Below are 15645 nucleotides of genomic sequence, written 5' to 3' on the forward strand. Positions count from 1 at the left end.
GGCCGCGCCGCGTTCATCGAAAATAAACGCTGATCGCCAAATTGCCCCTCGGTTGGCGACGTGGTGAATCCAAACGGCCGATACGTTTACCAAACAAAACGGCTTTTGCTTTTTATTGACCACGTCGAGGGGCGCGGACCGGCCATCAGCCCTCCACGGCGCATGTGATCTAGACGAAACAGTACAGAGTACGTCGATGTTCAAGAAAATGTCTGTTGCGCTGCTCGGCAGCGCTTGCATCCTCATTGCCGGCGCAACCAGTGCCGGCGCCTTCGACAATTCGGTGCCAAACGATCCGCCTGCGGTGCTCTACCAGCCGCGGGTGCCGCCGGCGCCGGTGCGCGTCGCATCCAATTCGAACATGGGCGGCGGCTTCATCGAGTTCCTGTTCGGCGACGGTCCCGGCCGCGGTCCGGCCTACGCGCCGGAGCAACCGGTGTATCAGCAGCAGCCCGGCTATTACGATCAGCGCCGCCTGCCGCCGATGGGCGAGCCGCAGCTGCAGGGCGGATATCAGCAAAGCACGCTCCAGCAGGAGGCGGCCGATCCGCGGCAGCGTCCGTTCGATCCGAGGTTCGAGAAACAGTCTGTTGACTATAGCGGCAAGGAAAGTCCCGGCACGATCGTGGTCGATACGCCGAACAAGTTCCTCTATCTCGTCGAAGGCAACGGCAGGGCGATGCGCTACGGCATCGGCGTCGGGCGTCCCGGCTTCACCTGGTCCGGCGTGAAGTCGATCACGGCCAAGCGCGAATGGCCGGCCTGGACGCCGCCGCCTGAAATGATCGCGCGCCGCCCCGACCTTCCCCGGCACATGGAGGGTGGTCCGGACAATCCGCTCGGCGCCCGCGCGATGTATCTCGGCTCGACGCTGTACCGCATCCACGGCTCCAACGAGCCATGGACGATCGGCACCAACGTCTCCTCCGGCTGCATCCGCATGCGCAACGAGGACGTCATCGACCTCTACGGCCGCGTCAATGTCGGCACCAAGGTGGTGGTGCTCTGACTCTTCACTCGTCTCCCGCCCGGGAGAAGCTGGACATGAAAACGGCCGCCTCATCGGCGGCCGTTCTCGTTTGCGAAGGTACGGACTGGCCCTTACGCGTAATCGCTATCGCCGTCGTCTCCGCCGCCGAAATCGCTGTCGTCGGCCATGTCCATGTTGCCGTCGTCGTGATTGTCGCCGTAGTTCTGATCGTTGTTGTTCCGATCGTCGTTCGAGGCCTGGTCGAAGAAGCCCTGGCGCGAATCGCGGTTCGAGCCGATGTCGTTGAGACCCGCGTCACGCGCGAGCGATCCGCCGGACGACTGGTCGCCGCCGCCGCCTCCCCAGGGGCTGCGGTCGCCCGAGGCGTTGGTGTCGCCAAACGCCTGCTGATGCGATCCGCCCATCATGCCGCGGATGCTGGAGAGCAGCAGCGAGCCGCCAACCACGCCGGCCGCAGCCGCCGCCGCCGTGCCGAGGAACGAGCCGCCGCCACCGCCGACCGGCGATCCTCCCAAGCCCTGACCGGGGCCTTGACCAGGACCTTGGCCATAGGGCTGTCCGTAAGGCGGTTGGCCGTAGCCTGGCTGGGACTGCTGCATGGCTTGGCCGGTGTTCCAGGCCGGCCGCGCGTCGCGCGGCGGCACGTTCGGAACCGAGCCCCGCGACGGACCGCCGCCGAAAAGGGACTCGCGCATGGAATCAAGGAAGCCGCCGGACTGTGCCTGTTCGGGAGCCTGCCCCGCTTCCAGCTCCTGGATGCGAGCATGGGCGCGCTTCAGCGCTTCGTCCTGCAACAGCGTGGTCTGCACCAGCGCGTAGATCGCGCTCGGCGCCTTGCGCAAACCGTTGGAGATCGCGGCGGTCGCGTCGGGATCGCGTGGTGCGCTTTCCAGCTTTGAAAGCCGGTCGAAAAGGTCGTCAACGAGCTGGCGTTCCTGCGGCGTCATGATCTATCTCCTCTGCGCAAACCAAGCGCGAGGCAGATGTAGGGTTCCATTGTGGCCCCAACAGTGCCGGCCGGATTAAATTTCGGTATGCGACAAGCTGCCCTCCCGCAGCCTTTATCGCCGGTTTCATCCCAGCGTGGCGCCGCTGTCCGCGAGCAGGCGCGCGAAGGCATCGCCTGAGAGATACGCGTGCTCGCGTTCGCGGACATCCGTCATCGGGTCGAGGCCGGCGAGGACATCGTCGACGAAGCCGGGATGGCACATCACGAGGCCGCCGTCCGGCAGGCCTTCCAGGAATTGCCGCATCAGCTCGCCGAAATCGGCCACCCGCGTGAAGTCATAGGCACCGGCAAAGCCGGGGTTGAAGCTGAGGCCGGCGCTGCCGGCGCGGCGGCGGAATTGCGCGCTGAGGATATCGAGCACCATGGCCTTGGGAGAGGCCAGCCGCTCCCTGAGCGGCAGGTCTCGGCCGCCCTGACGCACCCAGGCGTTTGGCGCGACTTCGGCGACCGCTTCGACAAAGCCGTCGCGCACCTGCGGGTAGAGCTGCACGTGCTGATGACCGTCGACGAAATCAGGCGCGCGGCCGAACGCCTCCGCGAAGGCGGCGAGCTGCGCCTTCACCTCGTTGCGGAAGAATTCGGGGTCGAGCCGCCGCACCAAGCTGGCGCGCAACAGCTTCGGAAACGGCATGAACATGTCGCCGTCCAGCGGACGGAAGTGCATGGTCAGCGGGCGGAACGGCGCCGACAGCGTCACGTGCAATCCGATCGCGCAGCGCGGGCTCGTGGTCGCGGCCGCCTGGAGCGCCTCGACCTCGCTGCGCGCGATCGCCGGGCCCACCATCATCACCGAGGTGGCGTTGAGGCGGCCGCGTTCGATCAGGTCGCGGATGGCGCGGTTGACGCCCGGGCTGATGCCGTAATCGTCGGCGCAGAGCCAGATCCGCCGCAGGTCCGCGGCCGCGTTCATTCGGCCGCCGTCCGCTTCGCGGCGTCGTCAGCCTTGTCCGCCTCGAAGTGCTTTTCACTGTGCTCGGCGACGAAGTAGATCGGGCGCGCCTTCAGCTCGGAGAGGATCTTGCCGATATATTCGCCGACGATGCCGATCATGATGAGCTGCACGCCGCCGATCGTCATCAGGCCGATCACCAGCGAGGGATAGCCGGGCACCTGCTTGCCGGTCGTCAATACCTCCCAGAGGATCGAAAGGCCGAACAGGAAGGCGCCACCGGCGAGTATGACACCGAGCAGGCTCGCGAAGCGCAAGGGTGCGACCGAAAACGAGGTCAGGCCCTCGATCGACAGGCCAAGCAGGCTTGCGGCGTTGAATGTGGTGACGCCATGGGCCCGCGCCGCGGGCTCGTAGTCGACGCGGATCTGGCGGAAGCCGATCCAGCTGGCGAGTCCCTTGAAGAAGCGGTTGCGTTCCGGCAGCTGCCTGAGGGCGGCGACCGCGCGCGGCGAGAGCAGGCGGAAGTCGCCGGCGTCCTCGGGAATCTTCTGGCGCGCGCCCCAATTGATCAGCGCGTAGAAGCCGTGCACGGCAACGCGGCGCAGGAAGCCCTCGTTGTCGCGATGCGCCTTGGCGGTGTAGACGACGTCGTAGCCGTCATCGATCCAGTGCCGCACCAGCTGTTCGATCAGGGCCGGCGGATGCTGGCCGTCGCCGTCCATGAACATGACGGCGCCGAGCCGGGCGTGGTCGAGGCCGGCCATCAGCGCCGCCTCCTTGCCGAAATTGCGCGACAGAGACACCACCTGGACGCCGATCGAATCGGCCGGCAATGACCGCGCGATCGAGAGCGTCGCGTCCTTGCTGCCGTCGTCGACATAGACGACCTCGCAAGCCAGCCGATAGCGCTCCCGCATGGTCTTCGCGAGATCGCAGATTCGCTGGTGCAGGGCGGCAAGGCCCGCCGCCTCGTTGTAGACGGGGACGACGATCGACAGTCCCTTCGCGGCGGCGCTGCCCGCGGTGGTCGTCATGCCTGACACGTCAGAGCCCAGCGTCATCGATCAAGGTTCCAGAAGCGTTCAAAGTCATCTCAACAGCATATGGTAGCTGCCGTTTGCTGTCGCAAAGCTGAACGGAAAAGCCGAACGGACCCGGGGCTCATCGCCGCAGGAACGCCTCGAGCTTGGCGAACAGCGGGTTCTCCCGGTCGAACACATAGTCGAGCGAAACCACCGAGACGGTCTCGGCGCCATGCTCGCGCAGGAAGCTTGCCAGCGCATAGAGCTGCCCCGGGGGGCAGTGCAACGTCAGCATGCCTGACGAGGTCGGTCCGCCGAACGGGGTCTCGACGCCGTACCGGTTGTGGGCTTCGCCGAGCAGGGCGGCGTCGCATTGCCGGAAGCGGGTGCGGACCTCGCGGTATTTGTTGGCCCGCGCCCGCGCTGCGATGTGATCGAGAATGATTCGCGCCGTCTCCCGCGCCTGCGGCGACCAGTCGGCCTCCTTCGACGCCACGAGATTGGCCTGGCTGCGCAGGATCACGCCGTCGTCGAGCACCCGCAAGCCGTTGGCGGCGAGGGTCGCGCCGGTCGTGGTGATGTCGACGATCAGCTCGGCGCTGCCGGCCGCCGGCGCGCCTTCGGTTGCGCCGGCGCTCTCGACGATGCGGTAATCGCTGATGCCGTGGGCCTGGAAGAACGCGCGGGTGAGATTGACGAACTTGGTCGCGACCCGCATCCGCATGTGATGCTGCTCGCGGAAGCCGGTGGTGACGTCGTCGAGGTCGGCCATGGTGCGGACGTCGATCCAGGCCTGCGGCACCGCGACGACGACGTCGGCATAGCCGAATCCGAGCCCTTCGATCAGCGACACGCGCTTGTCGGCGTCCGCGATGGTCTCGCGCACGAGGTCCTCGCCGGTGACGCCGAGATGCGCCAGGCCGCGCGAAAGCTGCGCGGCGATCTCGCTCGCCGAGAGATAGGCGACCTCGACATTGTCGAGGCCCGCGATGGTGCCGCGATAGTCGCGGGCGCCGCCGGCTTTCGACAGCTTGAGGCCGGCGCGGGCGAAGAAGGCTTCGGTGTTTTCCTGCAGGCGGCCCTTGGAGGGAACGGCCAGAACGAATGGCGCGCTCATGATGTTACGCTCCCACCTTGCGGCCGATCCGGGTCAGCGCGTCCACCCAGACCGAAAAGCCGACCGCCGGGATCGGCTCGACTGAACCGAGCTGGGTCATCAGCCCGTCATAGCGGCCGCCGGCAACCAGCGGTTCGGCGCCGTTGCCCCGATGATGCAGCTCGAATTCGAAGCCGGTGTAATAGTCGAGGCCGCGTCCGAACGCGGTCGAGAAGCGCGTCTGCTTCACGTCGATGCCGCGTGCGGCCATGAAGCCGACCCGGCTCTCGAACTGATCGATGGCCGCGGCAAGGTCGAGCTTGGCATCAGAGGTGAGCGCGCGCAGCGCGGCGATGGCGTCGTCGGGATTGCCCGCGATCGACAGAAAGCGCTTGAGCACGGTGATCGCCTCGCGCGGCAGCGCGCCGCCCTTCAGCGTCGACTGCTCGAGGAAGCGATCGGCGATTTCGGCCGTGGTGCGCCCGCCGACATTGGTGGTGCCGGCGATCGACATCAGATCCGTGACGAAGGCGAGCGCCGCCTTGCGGTCGGAACCGGCGAGCGCGGCGAGCACGCCCTGGTATTCGCTGGGGCCAGCGGTGGTCGCGGCCGCCAGCCGCTCCAGATCCTGCTCCAGGCTGATCTTGCGGTTGAAATCCTTGACCAGGCGGCGGCGCCAGACCGGATAGAGGTCGAGCGCGTCGAGCAGCGCGTTGAACAGAGCCACGTCGCCAGTGCGGATCTCGACGTCGCGGACGCCGAAGGCCGCGGTCGCCTCCAGCGCCAGCGCCAGCATCTCGGCATCGGCCGCGGCGCGGTCCTGGCGGCCGAACGATTCGATGCCGGCCTGGAGGAATTCGCTGGCCTGGCCGCTGCGGTAACGAAACACCGGGCCGAGATAGCTGAACCCGGCCGGCTGGCCGGCGCGGTCGGAGGCGAGATAGTCGCGGGCAACGGGAATGGTCAGGTCCGGGCGCAGGCACAGCTCCTCGCCGGACAGATCGGTCGTCAGGTACAGGCTTTTGCGGATGTCCTCGCCGGAGAGGTCGAGAAACGGCTCCGCCGGCTGCAGGATGGCGGGCTCGGCCCTGACGTAACCGGCCTGCGCGAACGACAAGAGCAGCGTATCCGCCCAGGCGGCGGAGCCGGCAGCATTCGTGGTGGCAGTCGCGGTCATAACGGGATCCATCGTCCCGGTAAAACCGGGCAGGCAAGGGATTAAGGACAGGATTGGCGCAGCCCTTAGCATGGCCGATGCGCGGTTTCGACCTCCAAAGGATCAATCGCTTAACGGGTGGGCAATGCCGGGATCAGTTGCCCCAATCGCCCAGCACCGCCTGCACCAGCGCCAGCGCCGCCACAGCGGCGGTGTCCGCCCGCATGATCCGGGGGCCCAAGGCCAGCCGAAGGCTCTTGGGCTGCCGCAGCAGCAGGGCCCGTTCCTCTTCGGCAAAGCCGCCTTCGGGGCCGATCAGGACGTCAATACCCTGTCCAGCCGCCCGAGCGGCTTGCAGGCTCTGAACCGGGTTTTCGACCTCGGCCGCCTCGTCGCAGAAGATCAGCAGGCGGTCGGCCGGGCGCTGGCTGAGGAAGCGCTCCAAGGCTACCGGCTCGGCGACGCTGGCGATGCTCAAAATCCCGCATTGCTCGGCGGCCTCGACGACATTGGCCCGCATTCGCTCGGTATTGACCCGGGAGGCCTGGGTGAACCGGGTCAGAACCGGCTGCAGCGTGGCGGCGCCCATCTCAATGGCCTTCTGGACCATGTAGTCGAGCCGGGCGTGCTTGAGCGGGGCGAAGACGTAAGCGAGGTCGGCGAGCCGGTCCTGCGGCCGGGTCTGCTGAAGGATGACGAGGCCGTCCGGCCGCTTGCGGCCTTCAATGGCGGCCTGCCACTCGCCGTCGCGGCCGTTGAACGCCAAAACCTCCGCCCCCGCGGCAAGCCGCAGCACGTTGCCGAGATAATTGCTCTGGTCGCGGTCGAGCGCGACCCTGGCGTCCTGGGCCAGGGGAGCATCGACGAACAGGCGGGGAGCACGAAAATCGTGGGAAGGCATCGTTCAAAAGTCCAATTTGAGGCCGTTATTAACCGAAAGCAGCCATTTCGGGGGTAAATATTGCCAAGCTCATGCGTCGGCGCGCCGCGCTCTTGCCCTATTCGACGGGTTGTTAAGGGCCGGCGGGAATCGTAAAATCGCGAGCACGCTGGTTGCGCTTCAATTGGGAAGACGCCGGACCCCGTAAGCTCCTGCCGGAGAGACCTTCTTGATGATCCGTCATTTGATGGTTCCGATCACTGCCGCCATGGTCACCCTGAGCGCCGCGGGCGCCTATGCGCAAAGCGCCTTCCCGGCGCCGCTGCCGAATCAGGCTGCCACCAGTTCCGCGTTTCCCCCCGTGAACGGCTCGGCGCCGACCGCTTCGGTCGGCACGGCGCCGTCGCAATCGTCCTTCCCCGTGAATGGCGCTGCGCCCCTCGGGGGCGCTGGCGCGTTCAGCGCAGCTCCGCCGACGCAAGCCGGTCCCGGCGAGGACTGCATGAAGGCGTTCATGCCCCTGCGCGAAGAAGCCGAGAAGCGCGGCAAGCTGATCAAGGCCGCGAGCGACCGTCATGCGGCGCCGGACGAGGCCTGCAAGCTGATCCGCAATTTCAGCCAGGCCGAGTCGAAGATGCTCAAGTACATCGAGGCCAATGCCGCCAAATGCGGAATCCCGGCGCAGGTCGGTGATCAGATGAAGGCCGGCCACAAGAACACCGAGGCCATGGCGACCAAGGTTTGCAACGTCGCGGCACAGATGCAGAACCAGCCTCGCGGTCCGGCCGGCCCGTCGCTGAGCGAGGTGCTGGGGTCGGGCTCCGCACCTGAGGCCAATGCCGGCAAGAAGGGCGGCAGCACCTTCGATACGCTCAACGGCAACGTCCTCACGCGATGATACACGTGTCGCCGATTTGAAGTTCCTACGATGCTCGTCGCGAGATCCTGATAGGAACTTCAAATCGATAAGCGGCACGTGAATTGAGATTTTCTGGCTAGTGCCCCTGTAGTTTTCGAAGTTCGTACCGGGATACGCCGCGATGGAATACGAACTTCGAAAACTGGGCACTAGCACATCCGCCCGCGTTGCCGATTCCACCGGCAATTGGGTCGATACGCGTGCGCCGCAATGGGCGCGGCCTTATTTGCGCCTGTCCCGCTTCGATCGTCCGATCGGCTCCTGGCTGCTGCTGATGCCGTGCTGGTGGTCGGCAGCGCTCGCGAACGGCATGGCGCATGACGTCCGCGACCTTCCGCTCACCATCGTCCTGTTCCTCGTCGGCGCCTTCGCGATGCGCGGGGCGGGCTGCGCCTGGAACGACATCACCGATCGCGATCTCGACGACAAGGTCGAGCGCACCCGCTCGCGGCCGCTGCCCGCGGGGCAGATCACCGTGAAGCAGGCGCTGGCCTTCCTGGTCGCTCTGGCGCTGGTCGGGTTCGTCGTGCTGCTCCAGTTCAACCGCTTTGCCGTCATGACCGGCATCGCCTCGCTCCTGATCGTCGCCATCTATCCCTTCATGAAGCGCGTCACTTGGTGGCCGCAGGTCTTTCTCGGGCTCGCCTTCTCCTGGGGCGCGCTGATGGGCTTTGCCGTCACCTTCGGACGCATCGACGTCACCGCGCTGGTGCTCTATGCCGGTTCGATCGCCTGGGTGATCGGCTATGACACGATCTATGCGCATCAGGACGCCGAGGACGACGCGCTGATCGGTGTCAAATCCACCGCGCGCCTGTTCGGCGCCCATACGCATCAGGCGCTGATCCTGTTCTATGGCATCGCGGTGATGCTGATCGGCGTCGCGCTGGCTTCGGGCGATGCGCGCTGGCCGGCCTGGCTCGGCCTTGCCGCCTTTGCCGCGCATCTGGCGTGGCAGATCGCGCGCTTGCGGATCGACGATCCCGAGCTGTGCAAGCGCCTGTTCTATTCGAACAGGGATGCCGGGCTGATGCTGTTCGCGGGGTTGCTGGCCGACGCGGTGATGCGGTCGGCGTAGCTCGCCGTGCCCACGATCTTTCAATGATCGATAGAAAGGTGGGCACGCTTCGCATTGCCCACCCTACGGTACCGTGATTGTCGTTCAATTCCTGGCGATGATCTCGCGCTCGCCCTGATGAACGGTGAGCTCGCGCGCCATCGCAACACGGCGGCGCATCAGGAATTTCGGACGGCGGGCTCGGATCGCATTGGCGCGGCGGCGGCGGGCTGCGGGCTTGCGCGCACCTTCGTCGAGCTGCGGAAGTGCGAAGAGCTCGCTCCAGACCGCCCAGGCTTCCGCGAGTTCTTCGCTATCAACGCCGACCAGCAGCGGCACCGAGAGCGAGGGATCGCGATGCACGAGCACGAGGGCTTGCGCCTCGTCATTGCCGCGCAGCGCGACACCGGTGAAGTCGCTGACGCGGACGTTGATCGCCATCTGCATGCCGCGGACGGCACGACGCAGCACGACACGCTCGCGATGAAGCTCGATCTGCCTCGTGTATCCGTCGGCGCGCGGATCATGCGCATCGAAGCGGACCGGGAGGGAAAGAGGGTCGAGCCGCAGAGAGCGGCTCGACCCGGCGGGACCGACCCCGCATGTTGCTGTTTGACGCCTCACGGCTCTAGTTCTCCCCGCCGGGATTATATTCCCGGTCGATGCGAGGACCTTAGCGCGCGCTCGTCCGAAACCGCTTAAAAAGGCTGGTTAATCCATCCTCACCGCTGCTCATGATTGACAAGAGCTTGGCGCGCATGATTGACGAGACGTTGCGCGCAACCGGCGAATCTGAGCTTTTGGCGGGCTGAAAATGCTTGAAGTCCGCGCCATTAGGGCACATCTGTGGGTTCCGGTCCCGAACCCCGCCCCAACAGGATTTCGTTCGTGAACTCTTCACCAAGCTCAACGCTTTCGCCTAAAGCCAATCGCGACCTGTTCGATCAGTCCGCGCTCTCCGATCTCGCGCAGCGGCTGGTGGAGGCTGCCAGGCGCGCCGGCGCGGACGCGGCCGATGCGGTCGCGGTGCGCGGCGTCTCGCAAGGTGTCGAGGTGCGCGACGGCCGCGTCGAGGAATCCGAGCGGTCCGAGGGCGATGATGTCGGTCTGCGCGTGCTGGTCGGCCAGCGCCAGGCGGTGGTCTCGACCAACGACGTCAGCGGCGATGCCGTCACCAAGCTCGCCGAACGCGCGGTCGCGATGGCGCGCGTTGCGCCCGACGACAAATATGTCGGCCTCGCCGATCCCGCGCTGCTCGCGCGCGACTTCCCCGATCTCGATCTGCTCGATCCCGACGTGCCTGCCACCAGCGAGCTCGAGCGCCGCGCGCTCGCGGCCGAAGCTGCGGCGCTCGGCGTGAAGGGCGTCACGAAATCCGGCGGCGCCTCCGCTTCCGCCGGCATCGGCGGCATGGTGCTCGTCACCTCGACCGGGTTTCACGGCTCTTATCTGCGCTCCAGCCAGGGCATCTCGGCCACCGCCATCTCGGGCGAAGGCACCGGCATGGAGCGCGACTACGACTTTACCTCGGCACCGCATGCCGCCGACCTGTTGTCCCCGGACGCCGTCGGCCGTTCCGCCGGCGAGCGCACGGTGGCGCGCTCCAATCCGCGCAAGGTGGAGACCTGCAAGGTGCCGGTCGTGTTCGATCCGCGCGTCGCCGGCTCCCTGGTCGGCCATGTCGTCGGCGCCATCAACGGCGCCTCGATCGCGCGCAAGACCAGCTTCCTGAAGGACAAGCTCGGCCAGCAGCTGTTCGCGAAGAACATCCGCATCATCGACGATCCCCTGCGCAAGCGCGGCCTGCGCTCGCAGACCTTCGACGCCGAAGGCGTCGCGGTGAAGAAGATCGCGCTGGTCGACGAGGGCGTGCTGACGACCTGGCTGCTCGACTGCGCCACCGCGCGCGAGCTCGGCCTCACCACCACCGGCCACGCCCATCGCGGCGTGTCGTCTTCGCCGTCGCCCGGCCCTTACAATCTTCATCTCGAGCCCGGCACACCGAGCCCGGCCGAGCTGATCTCCGACATCAAGCAGGGATTTTACGTCACCGATCTGATCGGCTCCGGCGTCAACGGCGTCACCGGCGATTACAGCCGCGGCGCCTCCGGCTTCTGGATCGAGAACGGCGAGATCACCTATCCCGTCAGCGAGGTGACAATCGCGGGCCACCTGTTCGAAATCTTCAAGTCGATGCAGCCGGCGAACAATCTCGAGTTCCGCTACGGCATCAATGCGCCGACGGTGCGCATCGAGGGTTTGACGCTTGGCGGACGTTGACGCGAACTCCCCTGGCGAAGCCATCCTGACGCGCGACGCGGCGCTGCTGCAAGACACGGTGCGGGAAGCGGGCGCGCTGGCGCAGTCGATGTTCCGCACCGAGTTGAAGAAGTGGACCAAGGGCGCCTCTTCGCCGGTGTCGGAAGCCGACATCGCCGTCAACGACCTGCTGGAAGCCCGCCTGCGCGCGGCGACTCCGGACTATGGCTGGCTCTCCGAGGAGAGCGCCGACGACGCGGCGCGGCTGTCGCGGCGGCTGACCTGGATCGTCGATCCCATCGACGGCACGCGCAACTATCTGGGCGGCCATGACGAATGGTGCGTCAGCGTCGCGCTGGTCGAGGATGCATCGCCGGTGCTGGCCGCGGTGTTCGCGCCGACGAGCGGGGAGTTCTTCTTCGCCGCGCGCGGCCAGGGCACCACGCTCAATGGCGCGGCCGTGCAGGCTTCGCCGGGATCCGGGCTGGACTTCGCGCGCGTCGCCGGCCCGAAACCGCTGGTCGAACGGCTCAAGCCATCACTCGGCGAGATCAAGCTGCATCCGCGAATCGGTTCGCTCGCGCTGCGCCTGTGCCGGGTCGCCCATGGCGCACTGGATGCGGCTTTTGCGGGCGGCAACAGCCATGATTGGGACCTTGCGGCGGCCGATTTGATCGTGCAGGAAGCGGGTGGTAGAATGAGCGACCTCTCCGGAGAACCCATCCTCTATAACCGCCGGGAAGTGGCGCACGGGGTGCTGGTGGCAGCGGGACGCGATCGTCATGCGGGCATTGTCGCGCATTTTCGAAACCGTCCCTTGGCCTAAGGCGCTTTTTGTCGTGCTTCTCGAACACTGCTTTGCCGGGCAGCCCGTTAGGAACAGAACTCATGCCAGATAGTGCCCCGCAACAACTGCTTCACCTCGTCATCGGCGGCGAGCTCGTCGATCTCACGCAAAACACCTTCAAGAATCTCGACGACGTCGAGATCGTCGGCCTCTATCCGAATTATGCGACCGCCCACGCCGCCTGGCGGGCCAAGGCGCAGAGCACGGTCGACAATGCGCAGATGCGCTACTTCATCGTCCATCTCCACCGGCTGCTCGACCCGAATCAAGAACCGGCACGTTGAAAAAACTGCTTCGCAATACGCTGCGAAGCAGCTGGTTTCAGCGTGCCGTCGGGGTCCTGGCGGCCGAATATCTGCGTCTGGTCTGGCGGACCAACAAATTCACGCTGGATCCGCCCGACGTCTATGCGCGGGTTGAGCCGCAGCTCCCTGCGATCTTCGCGTTCTGGCACGGCCAGCATTTCCTTACGCCCTTCATCAAGAACCAGAACAAGGCCTCCTATCGGGCCAAGGTGCTGATCTCCCGTCACCGTGACGGCGAGTTCAACGCCATCGCGGTGGAACGGCTCGGCATCGGCCTGATCCGCGGTTCCGGCGATCATGGCGGCGCATTCCACCGCAAGGGCGGGGTCGGCGCCTTCAAGGAAATGGTGCGGACGCTTCAGGACGGCTGTAATGTCGCGCTGACCGCCGATGTCCCCAAGCGCGCGCGCGTGGCCGGGCTCGGCATCATCATGCTGGCACGGGAATCGGGGCGGCCGATCATGCCTTTCGCGATGGCGACCAGCCGGTTCATCCGGCTGAAGAACTGGGACCGCACCACCATCAATCTGCCATTCGGGCGCGGCGCATTGGTTGGCATCAAGGAAATCCACGTTCCCCCGGATGCCGACGCCGCCGCGATGGAAGCGCTGCGGCTGGAGCTGGAAGAGACGTTGAACGAGGCGACCCGCCGCGCTTACGCGCAACTCGGCCGCCCGGGGCCTCAAGATGCCTAAATCGCTGCCCATTGCGCTGCCGATCACGCTGCGGATGTATCGGCGCCTGGCCTCTGGCCTCGTGCCGCTCGCGCCTGCGCTGATCAAGCGGCGACTGAAGCAGGGCAAGGAAGACCCCGCGCGCGTCGGCGAGCGCCGGGGCCTGTCCCGGGACGTGCGGCCGCATGGCCCGCTCGTCTGGATCCACGGCGCCAGTGTCGGCGAGGTGCTCGCCGCCGCGGCGCTGATCGAGCGCCTGCGCGATCTCAATTTGCGCATCCTGCTCACCTCAGGGACCGTCACCTCGGCCGCCGTCGTCGCAAAGCGCTTTCCGGCCGACGTCATCCATCAGTACGTGCCGTATGACTCCCCCCGCTATGTCGCGCGCTTCCTCGACCATTGGACGCCGTCGCTGGCGCTGTTCATCGAATCCGATCTGTGGCCGAACCTGATCCTCGCCGGCGCAGCGCGCCGGGTGCCGATGGTGCTGATCAACGGGCGGATGTCGCCGCGCTCGTTCCCGCGCTGGCAGCGTATGCACGGCACCATCTCGGCGCTGCTGTCGCGGTTCGACATCTGCCTGGCGCAGTCGAAGACGGATGCCGAACGCTTCTCCGCGCTCGGCGGCCGCGACGTCGTCACCACCGGCAATCTCAAGCTCGACGTGCCGGCACCGCCGGCCGATCCCGCCAGGCTCGAGCGGCTGATGGCGATGACGCGCGGGCGGCCGATCATCGTCGCGGCCTCGACCCATCCGGGCGAGGACGAGATGCTGGTCGCGGCGCATCGCAGCCTCGTCGGTTTCTTCCCGCAGTTGCTCACCGTGATCGTGCCGAGGCATCCCGATCGCGGCTCCTCGATCGCAGGCCAGATCACGGCCTCGGGCCTGAAGCCGGCGTTGCGCTCACGCGAGGAACTGCCGACGGCGACGACCGATATCTATGTCGCCGACACCATGGGCGAGCTCGGCCTGTTCTATCGGCTCTCGCCCATCGTGTTCATGGGTGGGTCGCTGATCCATCATGGCGGGCAGAACCCGATCGAGGCGATCAAGTTGGGTGCTGCGATCGTCCATGGTCCGCACGTGTTCAACTTCGCCGATGTCTATGCGGCGCTCGATGCGAGCGGCGGCGCGCGGCAGGCCGACACGCAGGAGGCGCTGGTCAAGCAGCTCGGCCAGTTGCTGGCCGATCCCGTCACGCGCGACAAGATGCAGCGCGCCGGCAGCGGCGTGGTCGAACAGCTCGGCGGCGCACTGGAGCGCACCATGACGGCGCTCGAGCCCTATCTGCTGCAATTGCGGATCGAGATGGGGGCCGCCAATGCGTGAGCCGGCCTTCTGGTACCGGCCGCGCTCCTTCACGTCCTATGCGTTACAGCCGCTGGCTCTGCTCTACGGCGCGATTACCGAGCGGCGCATGCTGCGCAAAGGCGCGGACGCCGGCATTCCCGTGATCTGTGTCGGCAATTACCATGTCGGCGGCGCCGGCAAGACGCCGACCGTGCTGGCGCTGACCAGGCTCCTGCGCGAGCTCGGTGAGACGCCGGTGGTGCTCAGCCGCGGCTATGGCGGCCGCCTCGAAGGCCCGGTCATGGTCGACCTCGAACGCCACACCGCGGCCGATATCGGCGACGAACCCCTGATGATGGCGCGCGACGTCCCGGTCGCGGTCGCGCGTGATCGTCTCGATGGCGCCGCGCTGGCGAAGTCGCAAGGCGCCACCGTGATCCTGATGGACGACGGTTTTCAGAACCCGCGCCTGCTCAAGGACGCCTCGCTGATCGTGATCGACAGCGAGCGCGGCCTCGGTAACGGCAACGTGTTTCCCGCCGGTCCCCTGCGCGCGCCGCTGAGGGCGCAGCTCGGGCGCACCGATGCGCTGGTGCTGATCGGCGATGGCCGCGCCGCCAACGACGTCGCGGCAGAGCTTGCCAAGCGCGACAAGCCGGAGCTGCGCGCGCACCTGAAGCCCGTTGCTGCATCGCTCGCGCAGCTATCCGGCAAGCGGGTCTTCGCCTTCGCCGGCATCGGCGATCCCGAGCGCTTTGTCCGCACGTTGCGCGCCAGCGGAATAGATGTCGCGCGCACGCGTGCCTTCGCCGACCATCACATGTTTTCGAATGAGGAGCTGGCCGCCCTCGCCGTCGAGGCCCAGCGCGAGCAGCTCACGCTGGTGACCACGGAAAAGGATCTCGCGCGTTTGCGCGGCCGTGAAGGCGTGCCCGACGGCATCGTGTCGTTCGCGGTGCAACTCGAGTTCGACGAGCCGGCAAAGCTGCGGCAATTGATCAGCGATCATCTGTACAGGGCGCGCGAGCGGCGGTTCAGCGCGCGTTGATCTCGTGCATTAGGCAAGCGTCTCTGCCGTAGCTCGTAAAGCGCGGCGGACGAATTCTCTTCCGCACACCTGGCAACTGATGTAGCCTTCCAAGAGAGCCGTCACCAGGACGTGCCGAACTCCCGGCAATCATAGACGGCGTTTATGCCCACGGCGGGCGCGATCTTCATTATTTCAGGTGCGACGGCCGCAACGACCA

16 protein-coding genes are annotated in these 15645 nt (G+C 66.4%); 9 read left to right on the plus strand and 7 right to left on the minus strand.

All coding sequences use genetic code 11. From position 1 onward, the window contains the following. Positions 1-196: 196 nt before the first annotated feature. Positions 197-1009, plus strand: coding sequence for a L,D-transpeptidase (locus ACFDR6_RS16350; protein ID WP_212080144.1), 813 nt, complete (start codon positions 197-199; stop codon positions 1007-1009). A 92-nt stretch (positions 1010-1101) separates the two neighbouring features. Here the strand turns inward: ACFDR6_RS16350 and ACFDR6_RS16355 are convergent, their stop codons facing one another. The 6 genes from ACFDR6_RS16355 to ACFDR6_RS16380 all read right to left on the minus strand — a co-directional run bounded on the left by ACFDR6_RS16355 (position 1102) and on the right by ACFDR6_RS16380 (position 7067). Next, positions 1102-1938, minus strand: coding sequence for a DUF2076 domain-containing protein (locus ACFDR6_RS16355; RefSeq protein ID WP_375858866.1), 837 nt, complete (start codon positions 1936-1938; stop codon positions 1102-1104). Between the two features lie 126 nt (positions 1939-2064). Then, the gene (locus ACFDR6_RS16360; RefSeq protein WP_375858867.1) at positions 2065-2910 is read right to left on the minus strand and encodes a ChbG/HpnK family deacetylase; all 846 of its coding nucleotides are present in this window, start codon (positions 2908-2910) and stop codon (positions 2065-2067) included. After that, positions 2907-3953, minus strand: coding sequence for a glycosyltransferase family 2 protein (locus tag ACFDR6_RS16365; RefSeq protein ID WP_317242314.1), 1047 nt, complete (start codon positions 3951-3953; stop codon positions 2907-2909). Before ACFDR6_RS16365 ends, ACFDR6_RS16360 begins: the two co-directional genes overlap by 4 nt. 100 nt (positions 3954-4053) lie before the next feature. Then, positions 4054-5031 carry an ATP phosphoribosyltransferase gene (hisG, locus tag ACFDR6_RS16370; RefSeq protein ID WP_212080149.1) on the minus strand — a complete coding sequence of 326 codons (978 nt, stop codon included), beginning with the start codon at positions 5029-5031 and terminating at the stop codon, positions 4054-4056. Between the two features lie 4 nt (positions 5032-5035). Next, the gene (locus ACFDR6_RS16375) at positions 5036-6187 is read right to left on the minus strand and encodes an ATP phosphoribosyltransferase regulatory subunit (RefSeq protein WP_317242315.1); all 1152 of its coding nucleotides are present in this window, start codon (positions 6185-6187) and stop codon (positions 5036-5038) included. Between the two features lie 133 nt (positions 6188-6320). After that, a complete protein-coding gene (locus tag ACFDR6_RS16380) occupies positions 6321-7067 on the minus strand; it encodes a 16S rRNA (uracil(1498)-N(3))-methyltransferase (protein ID WP_375858868.1) in 747 nt (248 codons plus the stop codon). A 211-nt stretch (positions 7068-7278) separates the two neighbouring features. On the opposite strand from ACFDR6_RS16380, the gene ACFDR6_RS16385 reads away from it, so the two are divergent. After that, complete coding sequence (locus ACFDR6_RS16385; protein ID WP_317242317.1) at positions 7279-7944, plus strand: hypothetical protein; 666 nt, start codon at positions 7279-7281, stop codon at positions 7942-7944. A 142-nt stretch (positions 7945-8086) separates the two neighbouring features. Next, positions 8087-9043: a 4-hydroxybenzoate octaprenyltransferase gene (gene ubiA, locus ACFDR6_RS16390; protein ID WP_375858869.1), complete on the plus strand. Its 957-nt coding sequence runs from the start codon at positions 8087-8089 to the stop codon at positions 9041-9043. Between the two features lie 84 nt (positions 9044-9127). Here the strand turns inward: ubiA and ACFDR6_RS16395 are convergent, their stop codons facing one another. Beyond that, positions 9128-9646: a DUF6101 family protein gene (locus ACFDR6_RS16395; protein ID WP_317242319.1), complete on the minus strand. Its 519-nt coding sequence runs from the start codon at positions 9644-9646 to the stop codon at positions 9128-9130. A 264-nt stretch (positions 9647-9910) separates the two neighbouring features. On the opposite strand from ACFDR6_RS16395, the gene ACFDR6_RS16400 reads away from it, so the two are divergent. The 6 genes from ACFDR6_RS16400 (at position 9911) to lpxK (ending at position 15446) form a co-directional block, all read left to right on the plus strand. Continuing rightward, positions 9911-11302 (plus strand): TldD/PmbA family protein, encoded by a 1392-nt coding sequence (locus tag ACFDR6_RS16400; protein WP_317242320.1) that lies wholly within the window; start codon positions 9911-9913, stop codon positions 11300-11302. Next, complete coding sequence (locus ACFDR6_RS16405; protein WP_317242321.1) at positions 11289-12107, plus strand: 3'(2'),5'-bisphosphate nucleotidase CysQ; 819 nt, start codon at positions 11289-11291, stop codon at positions 12105-12107. Before ACFDR6_RS16400 ends, ACFDR6_RS16405 begins: the two co-directional genes overlap by 14 nt. Before the next feature lie 62 nt (positions 12108-12169). Next, a complete protein-coding gene (locus ACFDR6_RS16410; protein ID WP_063197361.1) occupies positions 12170-12412 on the plus strand; it encodes a DUF4170 domain-containing protein in 243 nt (80 codons plus the stop codon). After that, a complete protein-coding gene (locus ACFDR6_RS16415) occupies positions 12409-13128 on the plus strand; it encodes a lysophospholipid acyltransferase family protein (protein WP_212080168.1) in 720 nt (239 codons plus the stop codon). The genes ACFDR6_RS16410 and ACFDR6_RS16415 overlap by 4 nt, the downstream gene beginning before the upstream one ends. Beyond that, a complete protein-coding gene (locus ACFDR6_RS16420) occupies positions 13121-14437 on the plus strand; it encodes a 3-deoxy-D-manno-octulosonic acid transferase (RefSeq protein WP_375858870.1) in 1317 nt (438 codons plus the stop codon). The genes ACFDR6_RS16415 and ACFDR6_RS16420 overlap by 8 nt, the downstream gene beginning before the upstream one ends. After that, complete coding sequence (gene lpxK, locus ACFDR6_RS16425; protein WP_375858871.1) at positions 14430-15446, plus strand: tetraacyldisaccharide 4'-kinase; 1017 nt, start codon at positions 14430-14432, stop codon at positions 15444-15446. Before ACFDR6_RS16420 ends, lpxK begins: the two co-directional genes overlap by 8 nt. The last annotated feature ends 199 nt before the right edge of the window (positions 15447-15645 follow it).

The sequence above is a fragment of the Bradyrhizobium tunisiense genome (assembly GCF_042263385.1).
Classification (GTDB): Bacteria; Pseudomonadota; Alphaproteobacteria; order Rhizobiales; family Xanthobacteraceae; genus Bradyrhizobium; species Bradyrhizobium tunisiense.

What these genes read in the sequence shown, in the direction of transcription:
- ACFDR6_RS16350 (WP_212080144.1), top strand. Translation starts at nt 197, where the DNA reads ATGTTCAAGAAAATGTCTGTTGCGCTGCTCGGCAGCGCTTGCATCCTC.
- ACFDR6_RS16355 (WP_375858866.1), bottom strand. Translation starts at nt 1,938, where the DNA reads ATGACGCCGCAGGAACGCCAGCTCGTTGACGACCTTTTCGACCGGCTT.
- ACFDR6_RS16360 (WP_375858867.1), bottom strand. Translation starts at nt 2,910, where the DNA reads ATGAACGCGGCCGCGGACCTGCGGCGGATCTGGCTCTGCGCCGACGAT.
- ACFDR6_RS16365 (WP_317242314.1), bottom strand. Translation starts at nt 3,953, where the DNA reads ATGACGCTGGGCTCTGACGTGTCAGGCATGACGACCACCGCGGGCAGC.
- hisG (WP_212080149.1), bottom strand. Translation starts at nt 5,031, where the DNA reads ATGAGCGCGCCATTCGTTCTGGCCGTTCCCTCCAAGGGCCGCCTGCAG.
- ACFDR6_RS16375 (WP_317242315.1), bottom strand. Translation starts at nt 6,187, where the DNA reads ATGACCGCGACTGCCACCACGAATGCTGCCGGCTCCGCCGCCTGGGCG.
- ACFDR6_RS16380 (WP_375858868.1), bottom strand. Translation starts at nt 7,067, where the DNA reads ATGCCTTCCCACGATTTTCGTGCTCCCCGCCTGTTCGTCGATGCTCCC.
- ACFDR6_RS16385 (WP_317242317.1), top strand. Translation starts at nt 7,279, where the DNA reads ATGATCCGTCATTTGATGGTTCCGATCACTGCCGCCATGGTCACCCTG.
- ubiA (WP_375858869.1), top strand. Translation starts at nt 8,087, where the DNA reads ATGGAATACGAACTTCGAAAACTGGGCACTAGCACATCCGCCCGCGTT.
- ACFDR6_RS16410 (WP_063197361.1), top strand. Translation starts at nt 12,170, where the DNA reads ATGCCAGATAGTGCCCCGCAACAACTGCTTCACCTCGTCATCGGCGGC.
- ACFDR6_RS16420 (WP_375858870.1), top strand. Translation starts at nt 13,121, where the DNA reads ATGCCTAAATCGCTGCCCATTGCGCTGCCGATCACGCTGCGGATGTAT.
- lpxK (WP_375858871.1), top strand. Translation starts at nt 14,430, where the DNA reads ATGCGTGAGCCGGCCTTCTGGTACCGGCCGCGCTCCTTCACGTCCTAT.